The 17,681-nt window shown below is 38.2% G+C and carries 16 protein-coding genes; 4 read left to right on the forward strand and 12 right to left on the reverse strand.

The window, feature by feature from the left end:
* Window positions 1-94: 94 nt before the first annotated feature.
* From DO88_RS16880 to DO88_RS19020, 3 genes are all read left to right on the forward strand, one after another.
* Complete coding sequence (locus tag DO88_RS16880; RefSeq protein ID WP_007585470.1) at window positions 95-358, forward strand: GrxA family glutaredoxin; 264 nt, start codon at window positions 95-97, stop codon at window positions 356-358.
* 160 nt (window positions 359-518) lie between these two features.
* Window positions 519-2,363, forward strand: coding sequence for a DEAD/DEAH box helicase (locus DO88_RS16875; protein WP_007378970.1), 1,845 nt, complete (start codon window positions 519-521; stop codon window positions 2,361-2,363).
* A 508-nt stretch (window positions 2,364-2,871) separates the two neighbouring features.
* Window positions 2,872-3,186 carry a hypothetical protein gene (locus tag DO88_RS19020; RefSeq protein ID WP_232224766.1) on the forward strand — a complete coding sequence of 105 codons (315 nt, stop codon included), beginning with the start codon at window positions 2,872-2,874 and terminating at the stop codon, window positions 3,184-3,186.
* 76 nt (window positions 3,187-3,262) lie between these two features.
* Here the strand turns inward: DO88_RS19020 and DO88_RS16865 are convergent, their stop codons facing one another.
* The 12 genes from DO88_RS16865 to DO88_RS16815 form a co-directional block, all read right to left on the reverse strand.
* Window positions 3,263-4,816, reverse strand: a complete 1,554-nt coding sequence (locus tag DO88_RS16865; RefSeq protein ID WP_033037858.1) for an AbgT family transporter — start codon at window positions 4,814-4,816, stop codon at window positions 3,263-3,265.
* 143 nt (window positions 4,817-4,959) lie between these two features.
* Window positions 4,960-5,235: a YfcL family protein gene (locus DO88_RS16860; protein WP_007377754.1), complete on the reverse strand. Its 276-nt coding sequence runs from the start codon at window positions 5,233-5,235 to the stop codon at window positions 4,960-4,962.
* A complete protein-coding gene (locus tag DO88_RS16855) occupies window positions 5,232-6,395 on the reverse strand; it encodes an ATP-NAD kinase family protein (RefSeq protein WP_033037859.1) in 1,164 nt (387 codons plus the stop codon). Before DO88_RS16855 ends, DO88_RS16860 begins: the two co-directional genes overlap by 4 nt.
* Window positions 6,385-6,939 carry an elongation factor P hydroxylase gene (locus tag DO88_RS16850; RefSeq protein ID WP_033037860.1) on the reverse strand — a complete coding sequence of 185 codons (555 nt, stop codon included), beginning with the start codon at window positions 6,937-6,939 and terminating at the stop codon, window positions 6,385-6,387. The genes DO88_RS16855 and DO88_RS16850 overlap by 11 nt, the downstream gene beginning before the upstream one ends.
* Before the next feature lie 118 nt (window positions 6,940-7,057).
* On the reverse strand, window positions 7,058-7,519 hold the full coding sequence (locus DO88_RS0118135) for a zinc-ribbon domain containing protein (RefSeq protein ID WP_198022392.1): 462 nt from the start codon (window positions 7,517-7,519) through the stop codon (window positions 7,058-7,060).
* Window positions 7,520-7,580: 61 nt separating this feature from the next.
* Entirely contained in the window at window positions 7,581-8,228 is a 648-nt protein-coding gene (locus DO88_RS16845; RefSeq protein WP_033037862.1) for a glutathione S-transferase family protein, read from the reverse strand.
* Window positions 8,229-8,728: 500 nt separating this feature from the next.
* Window positions 8,729-9,859 carry an ABC transporter permease gene (locus tag DO88_RS16840; RefSeq protein ID WP_033037863.1) on the reverse strand — a complete coding sequence of 377 codons (1,131 nt, stop codon included), beginning with the start codon at window positions 9,857-9,859 and terminating at the stop codon, window positions 8,729-8,731.
* Entirely contained in the window at window positions 9,849-10,799 is a 951-nt protein-coding gene (locus DO88_RS16835; protein WP_050482410.1) for an ABC transporter ATP-binding protein, read from the reverse strand. Before DO88_RS16835 ends, DO88_RS16840 begins: the two co-directional genes overlap by 11 nt.
* Window positions 10,796-11,740: an HlyD family secretion protein gene (locus DO88_RS16830; protein ID WP_050482411.1), complete on the reverse strand. Its 945-nt coding sequence runs from the start codon at window positions 11,738-11,740 to the stop codon at window positions 10,796-10,798. Before DO88_RS16830 ends, DO88_RS16835 begins: the two co-directional genes overlap by 4 nt.
* On the reverse strand, window positions 11,737-12,414 hold the full coding sequence (locus DO88_RS16825) for a TetR/AcrR family transcriptional regulator (protein WP_033037864.1): 678 nt from the start codon (window positions 12,412-12,414) through the stop codon (window positions 11,737-11,739). The genes DO88_RS16830 and DO88_RS16825 overlap by 4 nt, the downstream gene beginning before the upstream one ends.
* 365 nt (window positions 12,415-12,779) lie before the next feature.
* Window positions 12,780-13,130, reverse strand: a complete 351-nt coding sequence (locus DO88_RS16820) for a DUF4112 domain-containing protein (protein ID WP_033037865.1) — start codon at window positions 13,128-13,130, stop codon at window positions 12,780-12,782.
* A gap of 52 nt (window positions 13,131-13,182) precedes the next feature.
* The gene (locus tag DO88_RS16815) at window positions 13,183-15,183 is read right to left on the reverse strand and encodes a winged helix-turn-helix domain-containing protein (protein WP_232224767.1); all 2,001 of its coding nucleotides are present in this window, start codon (window positions 15,181-15,183) and stop codon (window positions 13,183-13,185) included.
* A 174-nt stretch (window positions 15,184-15,357) separates the two neighbouring features.
* Between DO88_RS16815 and DO88_RS16810 the strand changes: the two genes are divergently transcribed.
* The gene (locus DO88_RS16810) at window positions 15,358-17,313 is read left to right on the forward strand and encodes a fused MFS/spermidine synthase (RefSeq protein WP_232224768.1); all 1,956 of its coding nucleotides are present in this window, start codon (window positions 15,358-15,360) and stop codon (window positions 17,311-17,313) included.
* Window positions 17,314-17,681 lie beyond the last annotated feature (368 nt).

Below are 17,681 nucleotides of genomic sequence, written 5' to 3' on the forward strand. Positions count from 1 at the left end.
TTTATGCTTTATTCGAACAGTCCAATCGATTTTTTGCGCTTTAAAATATTTTTTAATCATTTAAACTGATATCAATCAAATAAAGGAGAGCATTATGCTAACAGTAATTTTTGGCCGTGAAGGCTGCCCATTTTGTGTACGTGCAAAAGATGTTGCGGAGCAACTATCAAATGAACGTGATGACTTTAAATTTCGTTACATCGATATAATTAAAGAAGGCATTAGTAAGGCCGATCTTGAAAAGTCAGCAGGCAAACCTTGCCCAACAGTGCCGCAAATTTTTGTGGATCAAAATCACATTGGTGGATTTACAGAATTTGAAGCTTACGCAAAAGAAAACCTAGGCTTGTATAAATAAGCTTTGTATTAAATATGTTAACCAGATCAATAAACCCAATATTGATCTGGTTAAATTTCGACCAACATCAAACACATAGAAATTAGTTTCAATTTATACAAGCATTTGCCTCGCGAATCCTATATAATGCGCGCCTCTTTAAATTCGTTGAGGCGTATTAATGTCAGAACCAGTCACGTTTGAATCTCTAAATCTTTCTCCTGCAATTTTGAAGGCAGTTGAAGAGTTGGGTTACAAGACACCATCTGAAATCCAAGCTCAATGTATACCGTTATTGCTAGAAAGAAAGGACGTACTGGGACTAGCTCAAACGGGTACAGGTAAAACCGCAGCATTTGCACTGCCATTACTAAATAATATTGACCCGTCTGTGAAACAGCCACAGATCCTTGTACTCACACCAACACGTGAGCTTGCGATCCAAGTTGCTGAGGCATTCGAACAATATGCTAAACATGTTCGTGGTATTGAAGTATTGGCACTCTATGGTGGCCAAAGCTACAGTATCCAATTAAGCGCACTTCGTCGTGGCGCTCAGGTTATTGTTGCAACTCCAGGTCGTTTAATCGATCACATTAACCGTGGCACTATCAAGTTTGATGCTCTACAAGCACTTGTACTTGATGAAGCCGATGAAATGTTACGTATGGGCTTTATCGATGATGTAGAAAACATCATGGAAAAAACACCGCGCGAAAAGCAAACATGTCTTTTCTCTGCGACTATGCCTAAGCAAATTCAAAACATCAGCAGCAAATATATGAACAATCCTGAACAGGTTCATATTTCTGCGCGTAACTCTACAGTATCATCTGTTGAGCAAGTGTTTTGGAATGCAAGCGTACATAAAAATAAAGCAATTGTTCGCTTCTTAGAAGCTGAGCAATATGAAGGTGCTATTGTTTTCGTTCGTACACGTAACGATACAGTACAACTTGCTGAGTTATTAGAGCGCGAAGGTTTCTCTGCTGCTCCACTTAACGGTGACATGAACCAGCAAGCACGTGAACGCACTGTAGATCGCTTAAAAAGTGGCATGCTAAACATTGTTATTGCAACAGATGTAGCGGCACGTGGTCTAGATGTTGACCGTTTAAGCTTGGTTATCAACTACGATATCCCACAAGATTCTGAAGCCTACGTTCACCGTATCGGCCGTACAGGTCGTGCTGGTCGTACTGGTAAAGCAATCTTATTCGTGAAACATAACGAACGTTATTTACTTAAAAATATCATTCGTCATACAAAGTCTGAAATTGCTCAAGTTGAATTACCTACAGCAAAAATTGTTGAAGAAAAACGTATCGAAGCGTTACAAGCAAAATTAACTATTGCGCTTGAAAACAAAGACATCACGTTCTTCAATGAAGTAGCTACTAACATGGCTGAAAAACTTGACCTTCCTCTTGAAAGCTTAGCGGGTGCGTTACTGTGTTTAGCACAGCAACAGTCGCCAATTAAAGTTGAAGAAGTTAAGATTCAACCTCGTGAACGTAACGAGCGTAACGACCGTAATTCACGCAACGACCGTGGTGACCGTGGACGTCGTAACGAACGTGGCGGCGAACGTGGTGGTGAACGCGCTGAGCGTAAACCTCGCGAACGTAACAGCCGTGATGCAGGTCCTATGGATACTTACCGTATCGAAGTAGGTCGTGAACATGGTGTTCAGGTTAAAAACATTGTTGGCGCTATCGCTAACGAAGCTGACATTTCAAGCAAGTTTATTGGTGATATTCGTCTACACGACAATCACAGCACGGTTCAATTACCGCAAAACATGCCTAAAGATGTACTTGATCATTTCCAAAAAGTGTTTATTTGTAAACGCCCTATGGGCTTAACAATTACCACTGATCAAGGCCCTGCTGAACCACGTGGCGAACGCTCTGAGCGTCCAGCTGGTGATAAGAAACGCAGCTTTAATAAAGATGACGGCGCACGCGGTGATAAGCGCAGCGGTCCTCGTAAAGAACGTCGCCCTGTAAGCTTCACAGCTAAATAAGCAACGACTCTTTAATAAAAAAACCTTGCCACGAAAGTGACAAGGTTTTTTTGTTTTTAAGCTGCTACAGTGAAAAAAAGTAAACTTCCGCGTCAATTCAATAGCGGCTTGAGATAGTTTTTTTAGCCTGAGTTCGGGTTGCTTAATGCCTATAAATACATTTCTCTGATTTTTAAAATAACAAAAATTCTGTAAACTAGACAAAGGCTATAGTTCACGGACGAATTAAAAATTGAAAAAGATCTGCGACAACTTGCTCCTTGTAGCAATAGTACTCCCCATTTTATTATGCATCACTATACCTATTTTAATGGACTTTACAGATCCACCATTCATCTCAAATGAACTATACGACGTTGTTTTCTTTATAACCCTCCCTATTATCTGTTGTGCACTATTTATCTATTTAAATATACTTATATTCAATAAATATAAACGCTGCAGTAAATATAGAGAATCACTTAAATACAATTTCTCAGATACTAAAATAAAATTAGCATTCATTTTCATGTACCCATTATCCCCTTTATTAATCTTTGGAATACTCTATGTTTTTATCTCTGATCCTATTAAATTATGGGCTTACTACACGCAAGGCGACTATTGGTATAAAGAATACATCCTGACCGATGTACAAGAGTGTGGCACTGAGTATGAAGATAGCTGTACTCGTTTATACTTCAAAGACCCTAAAACGAATAAAATTCATGATTTTAGGTGGTATGACGATAAGTCTACAATAATGAACAATAAAAATGATTATGTGTATATTGTTGGTGAGACCAGCTTATTTGGCTATATAGTGAGAGATTTAGAAAGGTAACTTAAACTTACTTTTACATTACAGGACTTTTATTTAAAAACCTCACTCAAGTGAGTGAGGTTCATAAAGGTTTAGGTTAAGGCAATGCTGGATAAATGTAGCTTGCATCTAAACCTAAAGGAATACCAAGTGCCCAGTAACCTAATAAAAAGATACTCCAGCCAATCATAAAGGCGATTGAGTACGGTAGCATAATAGCAATTAAAGTGCCTATACCTGTGCCTTTCACATACTTTTGACAGTACACCACCACTAATGGGAAGTATGGCATTAACGGTGTAATAATATTAGAGCTTGAGTCACCTACACGATAAGCGGCTTGAGTTAAGTCTGGCGAAATACCAAGTTGCATTAACATTGGTACAAAAATGGGGCCAAGTAACGCCCATTTTGCTGAACTTGAACCTACAAACAAGTTAACAAAGCCAGTTAAAAAGATAATGCCTACAACCGTTACTGCACTTGGCAATTCCATCGCCTTTAATAACTGCGCACCTTCAATTGCGAGCAGTGCACCTAAATTTGATTTACTAAATGCAGCAATAAATAGCGAACAGAAAAATGCCATGACGATATAATATGCCATGCCGCTCATCGCTTTACTCATTGCATCAATCATATCTTTTGAAGTTTTAAAGGTACCTACCGTAAAACCATATACAGTGCCTGGAATCCAAAAAAGTAAAAATATTAGTGGTACAATTGATTGCATTAAAGGAGAGCTAAAATTAGTAAGGGATCCGTCACTACTGCGCATTGCAGAATCGTCTGGAGCAGAGACAAATGCTAATAACGCAAGTCCTGCAATCATCACGGTACTGGCTATATAAAAGGCACGTTTTTCATCACTACGTGCATCTTCAAATACAGGTAAATCCTCTTTAGCACCATCAACCGCTGTTTTTTGTAAACGTGGTTCAATAATTTTATCGGTAATGTACCAGCCTAATGCCACAATAAATAAGCTAGATGCTGAAGCAAATGCCCAGTTATTTAACGGGTTAATTGTCATTGCAGGATTAATTATTTGCGCCGCACTTTGGGTAAAGCTTTGTAGTAATGGGTCAATACCCGATGGAATAAAGTTAGCCCCAAAACCACCACTGACTCCTGCAAATGCAGCTGCAATACCCGCAAGCGGATGACGTCCTGCAGCATAAAATATAACACCTGCAAGTGGAATAACTAATACATAACCTGCGTCAGTAGCGGTATGGCTCACAATGGCCACTAAAATGATTGAAGGCGTTAATAGCTTTTTAGGAGTAACTTTAAGCATTAACTTAAGACCAGTATTAATAAAGCCCGAATGCTCTGCAACACCGACACCTAACATAGCTACTAAAACGACACCTAAGGGAGCGAAGCCAGTAAAAATTTTTACCATAGAGGATAAAAAGGTAGCAAGCGAATCACTTGCCAGCATATTATTAATAATAATCGCTTCACCGGTACGTGGATCTATTGCATCAAAACTTACGCCTGAAAACCACCACGACAAAAACCAAATTAATAACATTGCAAATAGAAATATTACGGCTGGATCTGGAAGCTTATTCCCAACCCGCTCAACAAAATTTAAAAAACGCGCAACGACCCCTGAAGGTAAAGCGTCTTGATTATTATTCATTTTTACCGCTCCTAAAGTTTATTTTAGTAACAATACCGCACAAAAACGAAACAGTAAATTAACATGAAAATTTACTTTAAAAATTTTTGGCACAAAAAAACACGATAGTGATAAACAAATCGTGTTTTTTGTGCCACTTAGGGTTAAGCGAGGGCTTTAACTTCATCCCACAAGCGTGCAACTAATGTTTTGTCTTCTTCGTTAAGCTCGCCGTTGCGATATGCTTTTACTAAGCTTTGCTCTACTGTTTCGTTTAGCTCATCGATACTAATTGTTAGCTTTTCTACTTCGGCATAGCCTACTGCAAGATCATAGTGGCCTCGTAAATAGCCGCCTGCAAATAACTCATCGTCAGTTGCTTTTATTACTAAATCATCGAAGTACTGCTGGGCTGCATCGATATAGTTCACTAAACTCATTTATTAATCTCCTGGTTTTGCAAAGCACCTGTATTTTCAATGTTGTGGTGCCCTACTGCATACATAATATGGTCGTTAAATCCGGTGGTTACTTTAATATAACCGGTTAATTCATCATCTAATTCGCCATCGCCGGTGTCACAAATAAGGGGGCGACTATTAAGCGCTTGTAGTTTTGTTTTTGTTGCTACTACAATAATGTTTTCTTTGCCAATTGCACGTATAAGCGCAGGGCTCAATTGCTGGTTACCACGGCCAAATATATGCCCTTGCCCGCCAATCAGCGTAATGACTAACTTAGTACTTTGATCATGTGTAAGCTCAAGCAATTGCTTAGCCGTTAAATCTTGGGCAACTAAGGTTTGATCTTTTATTAAATCAACACCAAGTAACGTATTCTCAAGCCCCATTTCTTCCATTATGGCTTCAACAGTTGAGCCGCTACCCATAATATAAAATGTGTCTTCATCCATTTGCGATACAACATGCGCTGCAATGTCGGCAAGTACAAGTTCGTCGGTTTCTTTACCGCCATTTTTAACCGCTTGCATATAGCGTACTTCGCTAGGTGTTTGCATTTCGCCGTAGCGTTTGGCTTTTACTGTGCCTTGCCTAAAGGCATCTTCATCTATATCCATTACATCTGCATCGGCTAAGGTAACTAACTCGCCCTTAACCAGCATTTCGACTACGCGCCCTGCAGCCTTTGGCGTAATAGCGTAAACACCAGAATGAATTTTACAACCTGCAGGAATACCAAGTACGGGAATGGTATCCTCTATTGCATGGCAAATATTACGCGCTGTACCATCGCCTCCAGCAAATAAAACTAAATCAACACCAAAGTCTTTAAGTACTTTTGCGGCTTGTTCTGTGTCATCTGGGGTTGTTATTGCTTTAGAGTTGTATACAACCTCTACATGAAAGCCCAAGGCTTTTGCTGTTTGCTCACCCATGTCACCGTTAACGGTGTAAATAGTTAAGCGTTCTTTATAGGGTAATAGCACCTCAAGCGCTGCTTTTGTTCGGCTATTTGCTTTGGGTTCTGCACCTAATTCAATTGCTTTAGCGGCTGTGTGTGCGCCATCACTACCTTTTAAGGCAACTGTGCCGCCTAAACCTGCTACAGGGTTTACAATTAAGCCTAATTTAAACGCCATTACAAAGCTCCTTTGGGTGTTGCCAATTAAATTGCTGCGCTGTTAAGGGCCACGGTGTATTGTAAAAATCACACAGTGCTTTTAAAAGTGACTCTGTACGGGAGTTAAAGTCATTTTCGATTAGCGATAATACCTGTGCATGTACTCGCTGCTGAAAATCAAACCGACACGTTTGCTCGCCGTTTAAGTTATCCACCGACACATTAAAATTAAACCCTGCTGCGGTGCTTAATAACCACTCTATAGCTTGAGGCTTTACTTCTACCTTTTCAAACTCAGCTTGTTTTTGTTTATCGCGCCCGTCTGGGCAGTACCAATAGCCGTAATCTTCTAATAACCGACGTGTATCACCGGCCACCAGCCAGTGTGCTATTTCATGTAATGCACTGGCGTAAAAACCATGCGCAAATACAACTTGGTGATATGGCACCTGCTCTGTTGCTGGTAAATACACAGGCTCACAATCGCCTTTTATCAATCGTGTATTGTGACTTTGATAAAAAGTGCGCTCAAAAATTGAAATTAGATCAGCTATTTGATGCATAAAAATTGATTAATTCGTCTCGGTTACAGCGCCATATTAGCGCACTAAAAACGAGACGAATTGTACGGGCTTTTACAACTAAAGTAAAAATAAGGCGTGATAGTAAAATATAAGCGGATTAATCTTTCACTTTATTGATATTTTTAATAATACCTAAACAGTAAAGCGTATTGGCAAGTTCTTTACGCTCTGTTTTTTCACTTGAGGTTTTATTGGCTAAGCTAGTTAACATATCGTACCGTTTACGTAGAGTTAGTATATATCTGGCATGCTTACGGCATTCAAAACAACGTGTACAGTGTGAATCGACCCAAAAATCAAGTACCTCAAACCAATATTGCTGCTCTTGATCAAAAAAAATAAATACCTTAGAGCAACTTTCGCACTTCTCTTCAATATCAACATAAAGTGCCCGAGGGTCAATGGCATAGTTTTGCTTTTTTATATCAGCCAATATTACCGTATTAGGGAAGTATTTAAGCCTCGAGTAACGCCAGTGCGCATTCTCTATCGCCTCTATTGTCACTGAGGTATTGGTAGTTATCGGTTTATTGCCATACCTTGGGTGATTTAGATACATGAGCTGCCTAGTTTAAACTTATGATTTTAAAGCATAGAACATGCCATATGAAAAACAATAATTATACAGGCGTTCCTGCTTCATCACACTCTACAATATCGGTTTCGGTTAATGCCTGAGTGATCCATACTTGTAATACTGGGCAACACATAACAAAGTCACAATATTGTTGCGCCTCTGGCGATAACGTAATTTGATACGTTTTTAAACGCAATACAATAGGGACGTACATGGCATCAGCAATACTAAAGTCACCAAAAAACCACTCATTTGGAAACACATCTTGTTGCTGTGCAAATATCTCGTCTATACGGGCTATGTCTTTTAATGCTTCGCTCGATAGGTCTACTTTACGGGTAGCTCTTATATTCATTGGCATTTCGCTGCGCAGCGCCATAAAGCCTGAATGCATTTCAGCGCTTAGCGCACGCGCTTTAGCTCTTTGGGTAATATATTTTGGCCATGCAGCGCCAGATAAGTAAGCATCGTTAATATATTCACAAATTGCTAGTGAATCCCAAACCTGTAAATCACCATCGATTAACGCTGGAACTTTTTGCACAGCAAAGGTCTTTTTTAGCTCATTGTAAAAACCAGGAGTGTCGAGTACCAGCTGAGTTTCTTCAAACGGTATATTAAATTTACTCATCAAATACCAAGCTCGGAGCGACCAACTAGAGTAATTTTTGTTTCCAATAAATAAATGCATTTAAATTTCTCACTAAGTAATACATATTTGGGAAAATGAATAACCTGAACACTGGAAAGATCTATCTCAAGCAACTATTTTCGACTAACTGCATTGAATTTACTTGCAATGAACTAGCTATTTACGCATAAATCTGACTAGTTACTATTAAAAGTGCATAGCTAGAGAAAAGTAAATTAAAATATCATAATGTACTGGCTATTGATTTAGCAAAGATGTTTTTCAAGTATGTAAAGCACCTTTTCCTGACAACATAATAGTTAACCTGAACTCTGGGTAATAAATCTATCTCGAGCAGCTATTTTCAGCACTAACTACGTTTACTAACAAAACGGTCAGGAGAGCTTACGCACTAATAAAAAATAATTATGACTACAAAACAGCTGGACCAGCGACATAAAAAGCAATTAGAGCTATACATAAGTGCTCATCTAAACTCTATTGTGTAGAACGAATTGATTAATTATGTGAATCCATATAATAGTTCTGGAGAAACTTCCCTATTCTAATGTTTTATTAAAGCGCAACGAAGCAATAATTAACCCAACGAAGACAAATACCCCTAACCAAATAGCATCATATTCTAATATTAAAATACTTGCATCTCTCAATACAATAGCACGGATAATTCGCATGAAGTGAGTTGCAGGAAGCGCCTCAGCAATCCATTGTGCAACAATAGGCATCGCCTCATAAGGAAACATAAACCCTGATAGCAGAATAGAGGGTAGTAAAATAAATATAGTCATTTGCATAGCTTGCAATTGCGTTTTTGCTATCGTTGAAATCATTAACCCTAATGTTAAACTTGCTGCAATAAATAAAATAGATCCTACTAGCAAAGAAAGTATCCCTCCATGAATTGGGACAGAAAAAACCCAAAAACCAACGCTTAAAATAATAACAACTTGTATCAACCCAACGAACACATAAGGAGTTATTTTACCAACCATTAACTCAATCGGCCGCACCGGAGTAGTTATTAAAAACTCCATATTTCCCTGTTCTTGTTCACGAACGATTGCCGATGAAGTAAACAAAATCATTGTCATTGTCAAAATAACAGCCACTAAACCTGGAACAATATTAACCACTGTTCTTTGCTCTGGATTAAAATACTGAACCACAGCAAAACTGGGAGCCTTTTGAATAATAGGCCGATTACTTATCTCATCCAACGGCATATTACGTAGCCCTCTAATTGCAGATGAAATAACCGTATCAGAACCATCCACTATCCATTGCCCAATAGGTCTAGTCATTGACGAATTAATTTGTTGATGATTATAAAGAGAATGCTCAAATAGCCGCCGAGTCAAATCACTTGGTAAATATAATACCGCTTTAATTTTGCCTTGTATAATTGCTTGCTCAGCTTCTTCGATTGAATTATATCGTGCAACAAAGTTAACCGATTGAGTAGCCGTAATTGCTTGTTCAATGGCTCTGCTTTGTGATGTTTGGCTAAAATCCACGAGCGCAACCGGGATATGCCTTGCATCAGTATTAATTGCATAACCAAATAGCATTAGTTGTACTAATGGGATCATCAAAATCATAGCAAAAGTCATTCGGTCTCTAGATAGTTGTTTTAATTCTTTAATAAAAATCGCATAAATTCTAGTCCACATTTCTACCTCCAGTACAGGCGACAAAAACATCCTCAAGACTTGGGCGAACGATTAGTGCTTTTCGATTGTTGCTAAATTTTGCTATAAACGTTAATGGGTCTTGTACACAATGTTTTACTAATACTCTAAGGTGTGCACCAATTTGAGCCGCTGACAAGACGTTAGAGTTTATAATGAGTGTATGCTTTAACTCTCTTAATTTGTCTCCACTTACTTCGACAACATGCGCTGGCATTGCATCCATTAATGTTTGAGGGGAACCATCAGCGCGCTTTTTACCTTGTTCTAAGATAGCCAGTGCATGACAACGTTCGGCCTCATCCATGTAATGCGTAGATACCAAAATAGTGGTTCCTACATCACACAAATCAAATAACCGCTCCCAGAACTCACGTCGATTTTGAGGATCGACAGCAGAAGTTGGTTCATCAAGAAATAAGAGTTCAGGGGAATGTAAAGTTGCACAAGCAAGTGCTAAACGTTGCTTCTGTCCGCCACTCATAGAGCCTGCAAGTTGATTTTTCTGTTGTTCTAAGCCATATAAGTGGAGTAACTCTTGAACCCGAACTTTCTTACGCTGTCTTGAAAAGCTGTAAATTGAACCAACGAAATTTAAGTTTTCTTCTACTGTTAAAGTGTCATATAAGGAAAATTTTTGCGTCATATAACCTATACGCTTTTTAAACAACTCTTCATTACCTAATAATGGCTTTCCTAGAATAGTAACGTCTCCCTCTGTCGGCGTTAATAAACCGGTTAATAGACGAATACTGGTCGACTTACCACACCCATTAGGTCCTAAAAAACCATATATACTTCCTTTTGGAATATTTAAATCGAGCTTATTCACAGCTAGTTTATCACCAAAACGTTTACTTAAACCTTTAGCTTGTATTGCATGCTCAACTGTTTCAGACACAATATTTCCATAGTTACTCATGGTATATGCACCTCAACAGCAAGCCCTGTGGGTAAGCTTTCTGCTTGCAAAAGATCAATATCAGTCAAGTACATTAATCGCGCTCTATCGCGTTCATTTAAAGCATAAAATGGAGTGTAGGCAGGTTGTGAACGAATATTGCGTACTCGTCCTTTAATAGGTGTATTAATTCCATCAGCAAATACATCAATTGGATCACCTACCTTAACCTTCATCAATGCTGATGCAGGTAAGTAAACTCTGGCATAAGGCTTAGCAATAGCTAAAACACTCATTAGTTCCGTCCCTGTAATTACACGGTCACCTTTATACCAAGGTAGGCTGTCAATAATGCCATCGACAGGTGCTTTAATAGTTAGGTCTTCTGCTGTTTTTTGTTGCCATAATAAAGCCGATTTTGCAGCGTCCACTCGAGCCTGAGCTTGTGACAAATCTTGCTGACGCGCGCCATTTTTTAACTCTAACCACTGCGCATGAGCAAGATTTTGTTTAGCTTTGGTACTATTTCTCTTTGCTTTTGCTACATCCATATCAGCAGTACCAACAGCATGGTTTTTATAAAGTTTAATAATACGTTGATACTGATGCAGAGCTTCTTTACTGTCTGAACGTGTAGCATCTAGGGCTGCTTTTGCCGCATTTAATTGCTCAACACGAGTACCAGCATTTAGTAAACTCAATGCCGCACTTACTTGTGCTAGTTCGGCATTTCGTTGAGAAACCAGTGCATTCGCACGCACTGTATCAAGCTGTAATAAAATATCTCCTTGATGAACAACAAGCCCTTCGTGTACCTTTATATCAACAATCTGCTCTGACGCAGGGGATGAAAGCTTAATTCTGTCGCGCTCTACAGTTCCCATTGCATAATCAATATCTTGCGTATCGCAACCAGATAGAAAAAGTTGACCTATAAATAACAATAACAAGCACATTTTCATAATGATCCGCCCTCCTCATTGTCATCACTTTGGTTATTTGGAAAGTTAAACAACCCCTGTTCTAAAAGAGTCTGATTATGTTCCGCCAGTCCCATTAACCAGCGTTCTCTTATCTCAACACCTAGTTGCTTTTGTACATATTCAGGAGCTAGTAACGGAAACACCATTAAACTCATAAAGCTTAAACGTATAAAATCTGTATTAAGATTTGGATTAAGGTGACCCTGCTGCTCAAATGCTTTTATCCAGCTTTCGGAACACCGTAAAATGTTATCAAAAACACTAATTAAAATAGCGAAAGTTTGCGGATTATCCTTTTGCCCTAGTACATGTAAAATCAGTTTTGGTAGCATCGGAGTTGCTGCTATCATCCGGTAATAGGTCTGCATTAGTCGTAATGGGTTGAGCTGTGCATCTGGAGTCAAATCTTGCTGAAATTGCGCTATCACGGGCGCTAATGTATCTTGCATTACGGCTTCAAACAAACCTGCTTTTGAACCAAAATAATAGCGAATCATTGCAGCGTCTACATTCGCTTCTTTAGCTATCTTTCGCGTTGAAACGTTATCAAACCCTTTTTCTGAAAAACAAATTTTGGCGGCGTCAATCAGGCTTTGTCTGGCTGATTCTTGGTTAGGGTCATCTTGTTTGGGTCTGCCTGCTTTGGCTGTCATAATGCTCTCTGCTTATTAATTCATCTATTGATGAATATAAACCACTTTAGCATTGCTTGATATGAAGATAATTCCTCAAAATAACCCTTGTTGAAGAGTTTAATAAATCAATTGCGAAAAAATAAACTCATTAATGAGAAAAACTTCTAAACATTGACGATTTATTCTATAAGTTGTGTATATTTTTTTGTAAAAAACTAATCGTTTATAATTACGTCTTAGGAATAGCCGCTACATTTTGCTGCCAATATGTTACAGGCAAGTGAATGGACAATACGTAAGAAAAGTTATCAATTTTATTTAAATTTTTAATATAAACAGCTTCAACGCGAAGCTCATATTCTGAATACTATATTAAGTTAATTTCATATTTTTTTGATATGATTTTTTAACAAGCAGGTGTTACGCGGATTTGCTTTAAAAAAGGCATCAAAAATATCACCAAGTATAGGAACTAACCCGCCAATAAAATCAATTGCTATATTTAGTAAAATACGAAATTTGATATGCCAGCTTACACCTAATCTTTGAGCCTCAAATAATACATAGCTTGATAAGATTAAGCCTGCAAAATCACCAATAACTGGCACAATACCAATTATTGCTTCAACCCCAAATTTAAAATTGGTAAAGGGAATTCGGATACTACTATCTGTGATCTGACTAAAACGCTCTAGTCTTGCGAGTGTTGCTTTTTGTTTAGCGTTATTATTCATAAAATCTCACTTTAATAATCATAAATTAGCGGCTACTCATTCATGAAAGCTGTTAATTTAAGCGCACTAAGGTACGTATTCTTTTCGGCACTGTTAAATAAAGAAACTGCTGAAAGTCATGAGATGCGTTTATTAACATTTTTCCATCATCTTTGCCTTTAAAGATCGCCTTACTATTTCCTGTTTTGAAGTCTATTTCATTCATCTCATACCCGTCTTTATCTGCAAGTGTTACTGTCATAACCGTTTCGTGAACGGCCAAACCAATAATCTCTTTTGCTGGTGATTTCCAAATAATTTCTAGCTCGTTTTTTTCGTTCATCCTAAACACTTGTTTTTCATTAGAAAAGTAAACCAGATCCTGTTCATCAATATCCATTGCATAGCACGCCAAGCGCTTTCCTGAACCTGTATATGGTGTTAATTCAAGCGTCTCTAAATCAAATTTAGCAGGATGGAAAGTAACTCCGTCTGCAGCGCGATAAGAAACTAAAATAGCAGCTTCGTGGTGATACATTTCTCGTAGATAAAATGAATGGTAGGAATGAGGAATACTATCAAAGCTTTGTTCTTTTAGATTAATTCTAAAGAGTGTATTTTTACTGGCAGTGATCACTTCTTCTGCGTCTTTTGACCACACGATACCAAATAATTCTTCATTGTTTGGGTTAGAAAAAATCAGCGTTTGCGTCCCATTCTCATACAAAAATAATTGCTTTGTACCAAATCGGTGAGATTCAAATACAAATTTAGACGAATCGGGAGAGTACACCGGTAAAAAGTCAACTGATGAGGTATCTACAAGCGTTTCAAATTGCGTTGGTTCTTGACGAGTTGAGCGAATAATATCCACATCAACCTTTACTAACTCCATTAAAATGTCGTTACCTGACAACGAGAAATGCGCGTCTCTAATAATGTGGTAGTTATTAAACGCCAACTTTGTCAGTTGCCCCTGTAAATTTAATAGCTGAAGTTGATGTTTATTACTAATCAATAATTGTTGTGCATTGGGGTGCCAGCTCAACCCCTGCACTCCATCTTCAACCGTTGCTAATGTTTTAGTCAAGCTTGTTTCAATGTCGAACAAATCAATTCTGTATTGGTTTTGACCAGATTCAGAAGCTAGAGCAATAGACTTCTGGCTCGGTGATAATGCATGTAACATCATCCAATCTTGCCCCGCAGCTTCCTTAATAACACGCTTTTCTTGGGTTATTAAATCAATTGTACTTAGTTGAGTATGATTATCGCTTTGGCGTTTTTCAATGAAATAAATATGATTGTTATTCGCCCACTCTAACTGCTGGCTCGTAATCTTAAAGTCTTTAAAAGTATAAATTGTTCTATAGTTTGCCGATTGTAATGTCAGCTTGTCTAAAGTGAAATACCCCAATGTCTGGGTATCATCCTGATTCACAAATGCGATTTCACTGTCATCACTGCTCCACCCTAGGCTGTGATAGGTTGATTGCTTTTGTGTTAATTTAACTTCTTTTCCTGAGCGTAAGTTTTTTAACCAGATAGCTTGCTTTGACTTATCACCACGCACAAAGGCTATATACTCACCATTATGTGACAAAGAAATGCTCGATTCATTTTCTTCACTCGAAGAAATAGGCATCAATTTGGTAAAACGTGTCTTTACTTGCGGTGTATCGGGGTAAAGCCAACTTGCGATCCCACCCAGTGTAACCATTAAAATTACCAACGCTGATAAGTATATACGCTTGGGTTTATTAGGCTGAGGCTCAGCTACTTCAAGGCTATAGCCTCGCTTTGGATGAGTAATAATATATCGTGGATTTTTTGAATCTTCACCCAATGCTTTTCTAAGCAATGCAATACAGCGCTGCACATAACTGGGGCTAAATGTAGCATTTGGCCATACGGCTGAAAAAATTTGTTCTTGGCTAACCACAGAGCCCCGATGTGAATACATATATTGCAGTACATCCATTACTTTGGGTTCAACGACTTGCTCTGTGTCAGCTGATGATATTTTACAGCGGCTTACATCTATAGCAAATTCCCCTATTACAAAACGGCCCACTGGCTACTCCAATAAATTACTATAAATCATATATTAAGGTTTTCTTAAGAGAAACTCTAGGGTAATTCCATTGCTGCTTAATCTGTTATCCGCAATGCTGCTCGCATTATTCATTAACAATTAAAATCCATGCTTCGTATCTTATTTATCTTAACCATTTTTGTTAGCGCTTTTTTGCTATTTCAAATTCAACCTATGTTATCTAAAGAGCTGTTACCTCAATTTGGGGGCGGCGCATCGGTGTGGTCTGCCAGTCTATTTTTTTATCAAACTGTTTTATTACTTGGCTATTTTTACGCACACTTTTTAACTCGTTATCCACTAAAAAAACAAATGGTAATCCATATTTCGCTTGTTGTTTTAGCAAGCTTAATTAGCCTTAACAAGTTCCAAGTTAATTTTACTTTAACCCCCTACTGGTCAGTGATTGCAAACTTGCTGAATCAAATTGGCTTAGTATTTATGCTGCTAAGTGCCACAAGTGTGCTTATGCAACGATGGTACATAGAGCGCGGTGAAAATACAGTGCCTTATCATTGGTATTCGGTTTCTAACCTCGGCTCTTTATTAGCTTTAATAAGCTACCCAATTATATTTGAGGTGTTTTTTTCACTACAGCAACAAAAAGATTACTGGCAAATCGGGCTGCTTATCTACTGCATGCTATTAATCAGTTTAGCTTATAAGCTATTGAGCATGAGCACCAAAAAAAATAAATCACCGTTACCGCTTACACAAAAAATGTCAAAAAAACCAAATGTACTTTGGATTATTTTATCCGCGACAAGCTCAATCATGTTAATTGCGACAACACAAATGATCAGTACTAATATCCCACCAATGCCACTTGTATGGGTTATGCCGCTTACTATCTATTTAGTGACTTTTAGCTATACGTTTGCCAATAAAAGCAACTATAATCGTTCTGTTTGGGTATATGCTTTTATATTAAGCGCGTTTGCAGGGTTGATAATGTACTTTTTAGGGAGCCAATTTAACGCTGTTTCACAAATTATAATTTATAGCTTTATTTTATTTACTGGCTGCATGATTTGCCACGGTGAACTTAGAGAACTTGCACCACAAAGCACATTACTAACACACTTTTACCTGTATATTGCTTTAGGTGGCGCGCTTGGCAGCTTATTTACCACGTTACTTGCTCCGGTGTTATTTGAACAAATCACCGAATATATAGTCAGCTTGGCAGTACTACTTACTCTCATTAGCTACATTCAAATAACTAAATTAAAAAAAATAAATACGCTGCTAATCGGCGCATCAGCTCTGTGGTGTGGCTGTTATCTCGTTCTTTATTTTAGTTTCAATCAATATAACGTTGCATCACAAAGAAATTTTTATGGCTACCTCACAGTAAAAGATATCAATACTGCAGAGCTTGCACAAAGACGTTTAATTGATGGCACCACAATTCATGGTTCGCAGCCTTTACATGGTCAAAATTCACTCACTAACAGTTACTATCATCAGCACACTGGCGTAGCTAAGTCGCTGGCGATACTTAAAAGCCAAGAAAACCTCAGCATGGGCGTCGTAGGATTAGGTGCAGGAGTATTGGCTAGCCTGGCTGACAAGCACGATACAGTCCATTTTTATGAGCTAAACCCCGCAGTATACAAAATGGCTAATACATATTTTGATTATCTTAAAAACACCCAAGCTAAAGTAAATGTAACCATTGGTGATGGCAGAGTCTCATTAGTAAACGAGCTTAAAAACAATGCCCCTTTAATGAATGCCTTAGTTATTGATGCATTTTCTAGTGATGTAATTCCCGCACACCTATTAACTCAGGAAGCGCTTGAGCTTTACTGGCAACGATTAAGTGAAAACGGTATTTTAGTTATCCATATATCAAATAACCATATAGATTTACTACCAGTACTCCAAGCGCATAGTACTAACTTTGCAAAAGCATTAATAAAATTTAAACATAATTCAACAAAGCTCACCGCTTTAGGTTCGGAGTGGGTTGTGTTAACAAGTAATCAACTATTTTTGGATGCTATTAAGGTAAGTGATTTATCGCCGTTGAAATCCTATCCAAAAACTGAGTTAGTACATTGGACAGATCAAAAAAATAGCTCATTACCGCTATTAAAATTTTAAGCTAAACTTGGGGGTACAGCCCCCTTAAAAATATAAAAAACCACTTCGTATTTAAGTTATATCCCCCTCTTAATGACAGCAACAATATTGGTTTCTGTATTTGATTCAGTTACCTAGGGCGTGTTGACCTTTCGTGAGTGAATTTGCAGCAGTATGTTTGGTATTTGAGCAAGGCAGAGCCTATGATGTGTGGTTATTCCCCATAAATAGGCGATAACGCAGCATAAATGCCAAACATGCGCTGCCCTTTGGGTTCTTTCTAGGGACAATTAACTCTTTGTTACTCGATTTTTACTTAACCCGTTAGGTTACAAACCTCGCGCCGCGATTAAATCGCCCCTAGATTGAACAAATTTCAATCCACAAAG

The organism is Pseudoalteromonas sp. S3431 (genome assembly GCF_000690035.1).
Taxonomy (GTDB): Bacteria; Pseudomonadota; Gammaproteobacteria; order Enterobacterales; family Alteromonadaceae; genus Pseudoalteromonas; species Pseudoalteromonas fuliginea.

Bases quoted from the DNA above. Each gene is read 5' to 3' on its own strand.
- DO88_RS16845 (WP_033037862.1), bottom strand. From the start codon at position 8,228: ATGCATTTATTTATTGGAAACAAAAATTACTCTAGTTGGTCGCTCCGA.
- DO88_RS16840 (WP_033037863.1), bottom strand. From the start codon at position 9,859: ATGTGGACTAGAATTTATGCGATTTTTATTAAAGAATTAAAACAACTA.
- DO88_RS16835 (WP_050482410.1), bottom strand. From the start codon at position 10,799: ATGAGTAACTATGGAAATATTGTGTCTGAAACAGTTGAGCATGCAATA.
- DO88_RS16875 (WP_007378970.1), top strand. From the start codon at position 519: ATGTCAGAACCAGTCACGTTTGAATCTCTAAATCTTTCTCCTGCAATT.
- DO88_RS0118135 (WP_198022392.1), bottom strand. From the start codon at position 7,519: ATGTATCTAAATCACCCAAGGTATGGCAATAAACCGATAACTACCAAT.
- DO88_RS16860 (WP_007377754.1), bottom strand. From the start codon at position 5,235: ATGAGTTTAGTGAACTATATCGATGCAGCCCAGCAGTACTTCGATGAT.
- DO88_RS16865 (WP_033037858.1), bottom strand. From the start codon at position 4,816: ATGAATAATAATCAAGACGCTTTACCTTCAGGGGTCGTTGCGCGTTTT.
- DO88_RS16850 (WP_033037860.1), bottom strand. From the start codon at position 6,939: ATGCATCAAATAGCTGATCTAATTTCAATTTTTGAGCGCACTTTTTAT.
- DO88_RS19020 (WP_232224766.1), top strand. From the start codon at position 2,872: ATGTACCCATTATCCCCTTTATTAATCTTTGGAATACTCTATGTTTTT.
- DO88_RS16820 (WP_033037865.1), bottom strand. From the start codon at position 13,130: ATGAATAATAACGCTAAACAAAAAGCAACACTCGCAAGACTAGAGCGT.
- DO88_RS16830 (WP_050482411.1), bottom strand. From the start codon at position 11,740: ATGAAAATGTGCTTGTTATTGTTATTTATAGGTCAACTTTTTCTATCT.
- DO88_RS16855 (WP_033037859.1), bottom strand. From the start codon at position 6,395: ATGGCGTTTAAATTAGGCTTAATTGTAAACCCTGTAGCAGGTTTAGGC.
- DO88_RS16880 (WP_007585470.1), top strand. From the start codon at position 95: ATGCTAACAGTAATTTTTGGCCGTGAAGGCTGCCCATTTTGTGTACGT.
- DO88_RS16825 (WP_033037864.1), bottom strand. From the start codon at position 12,414: ATGACAGCCAAAGCAGGCAGACCCAAACAAGATGACCCTAACCAAGAA.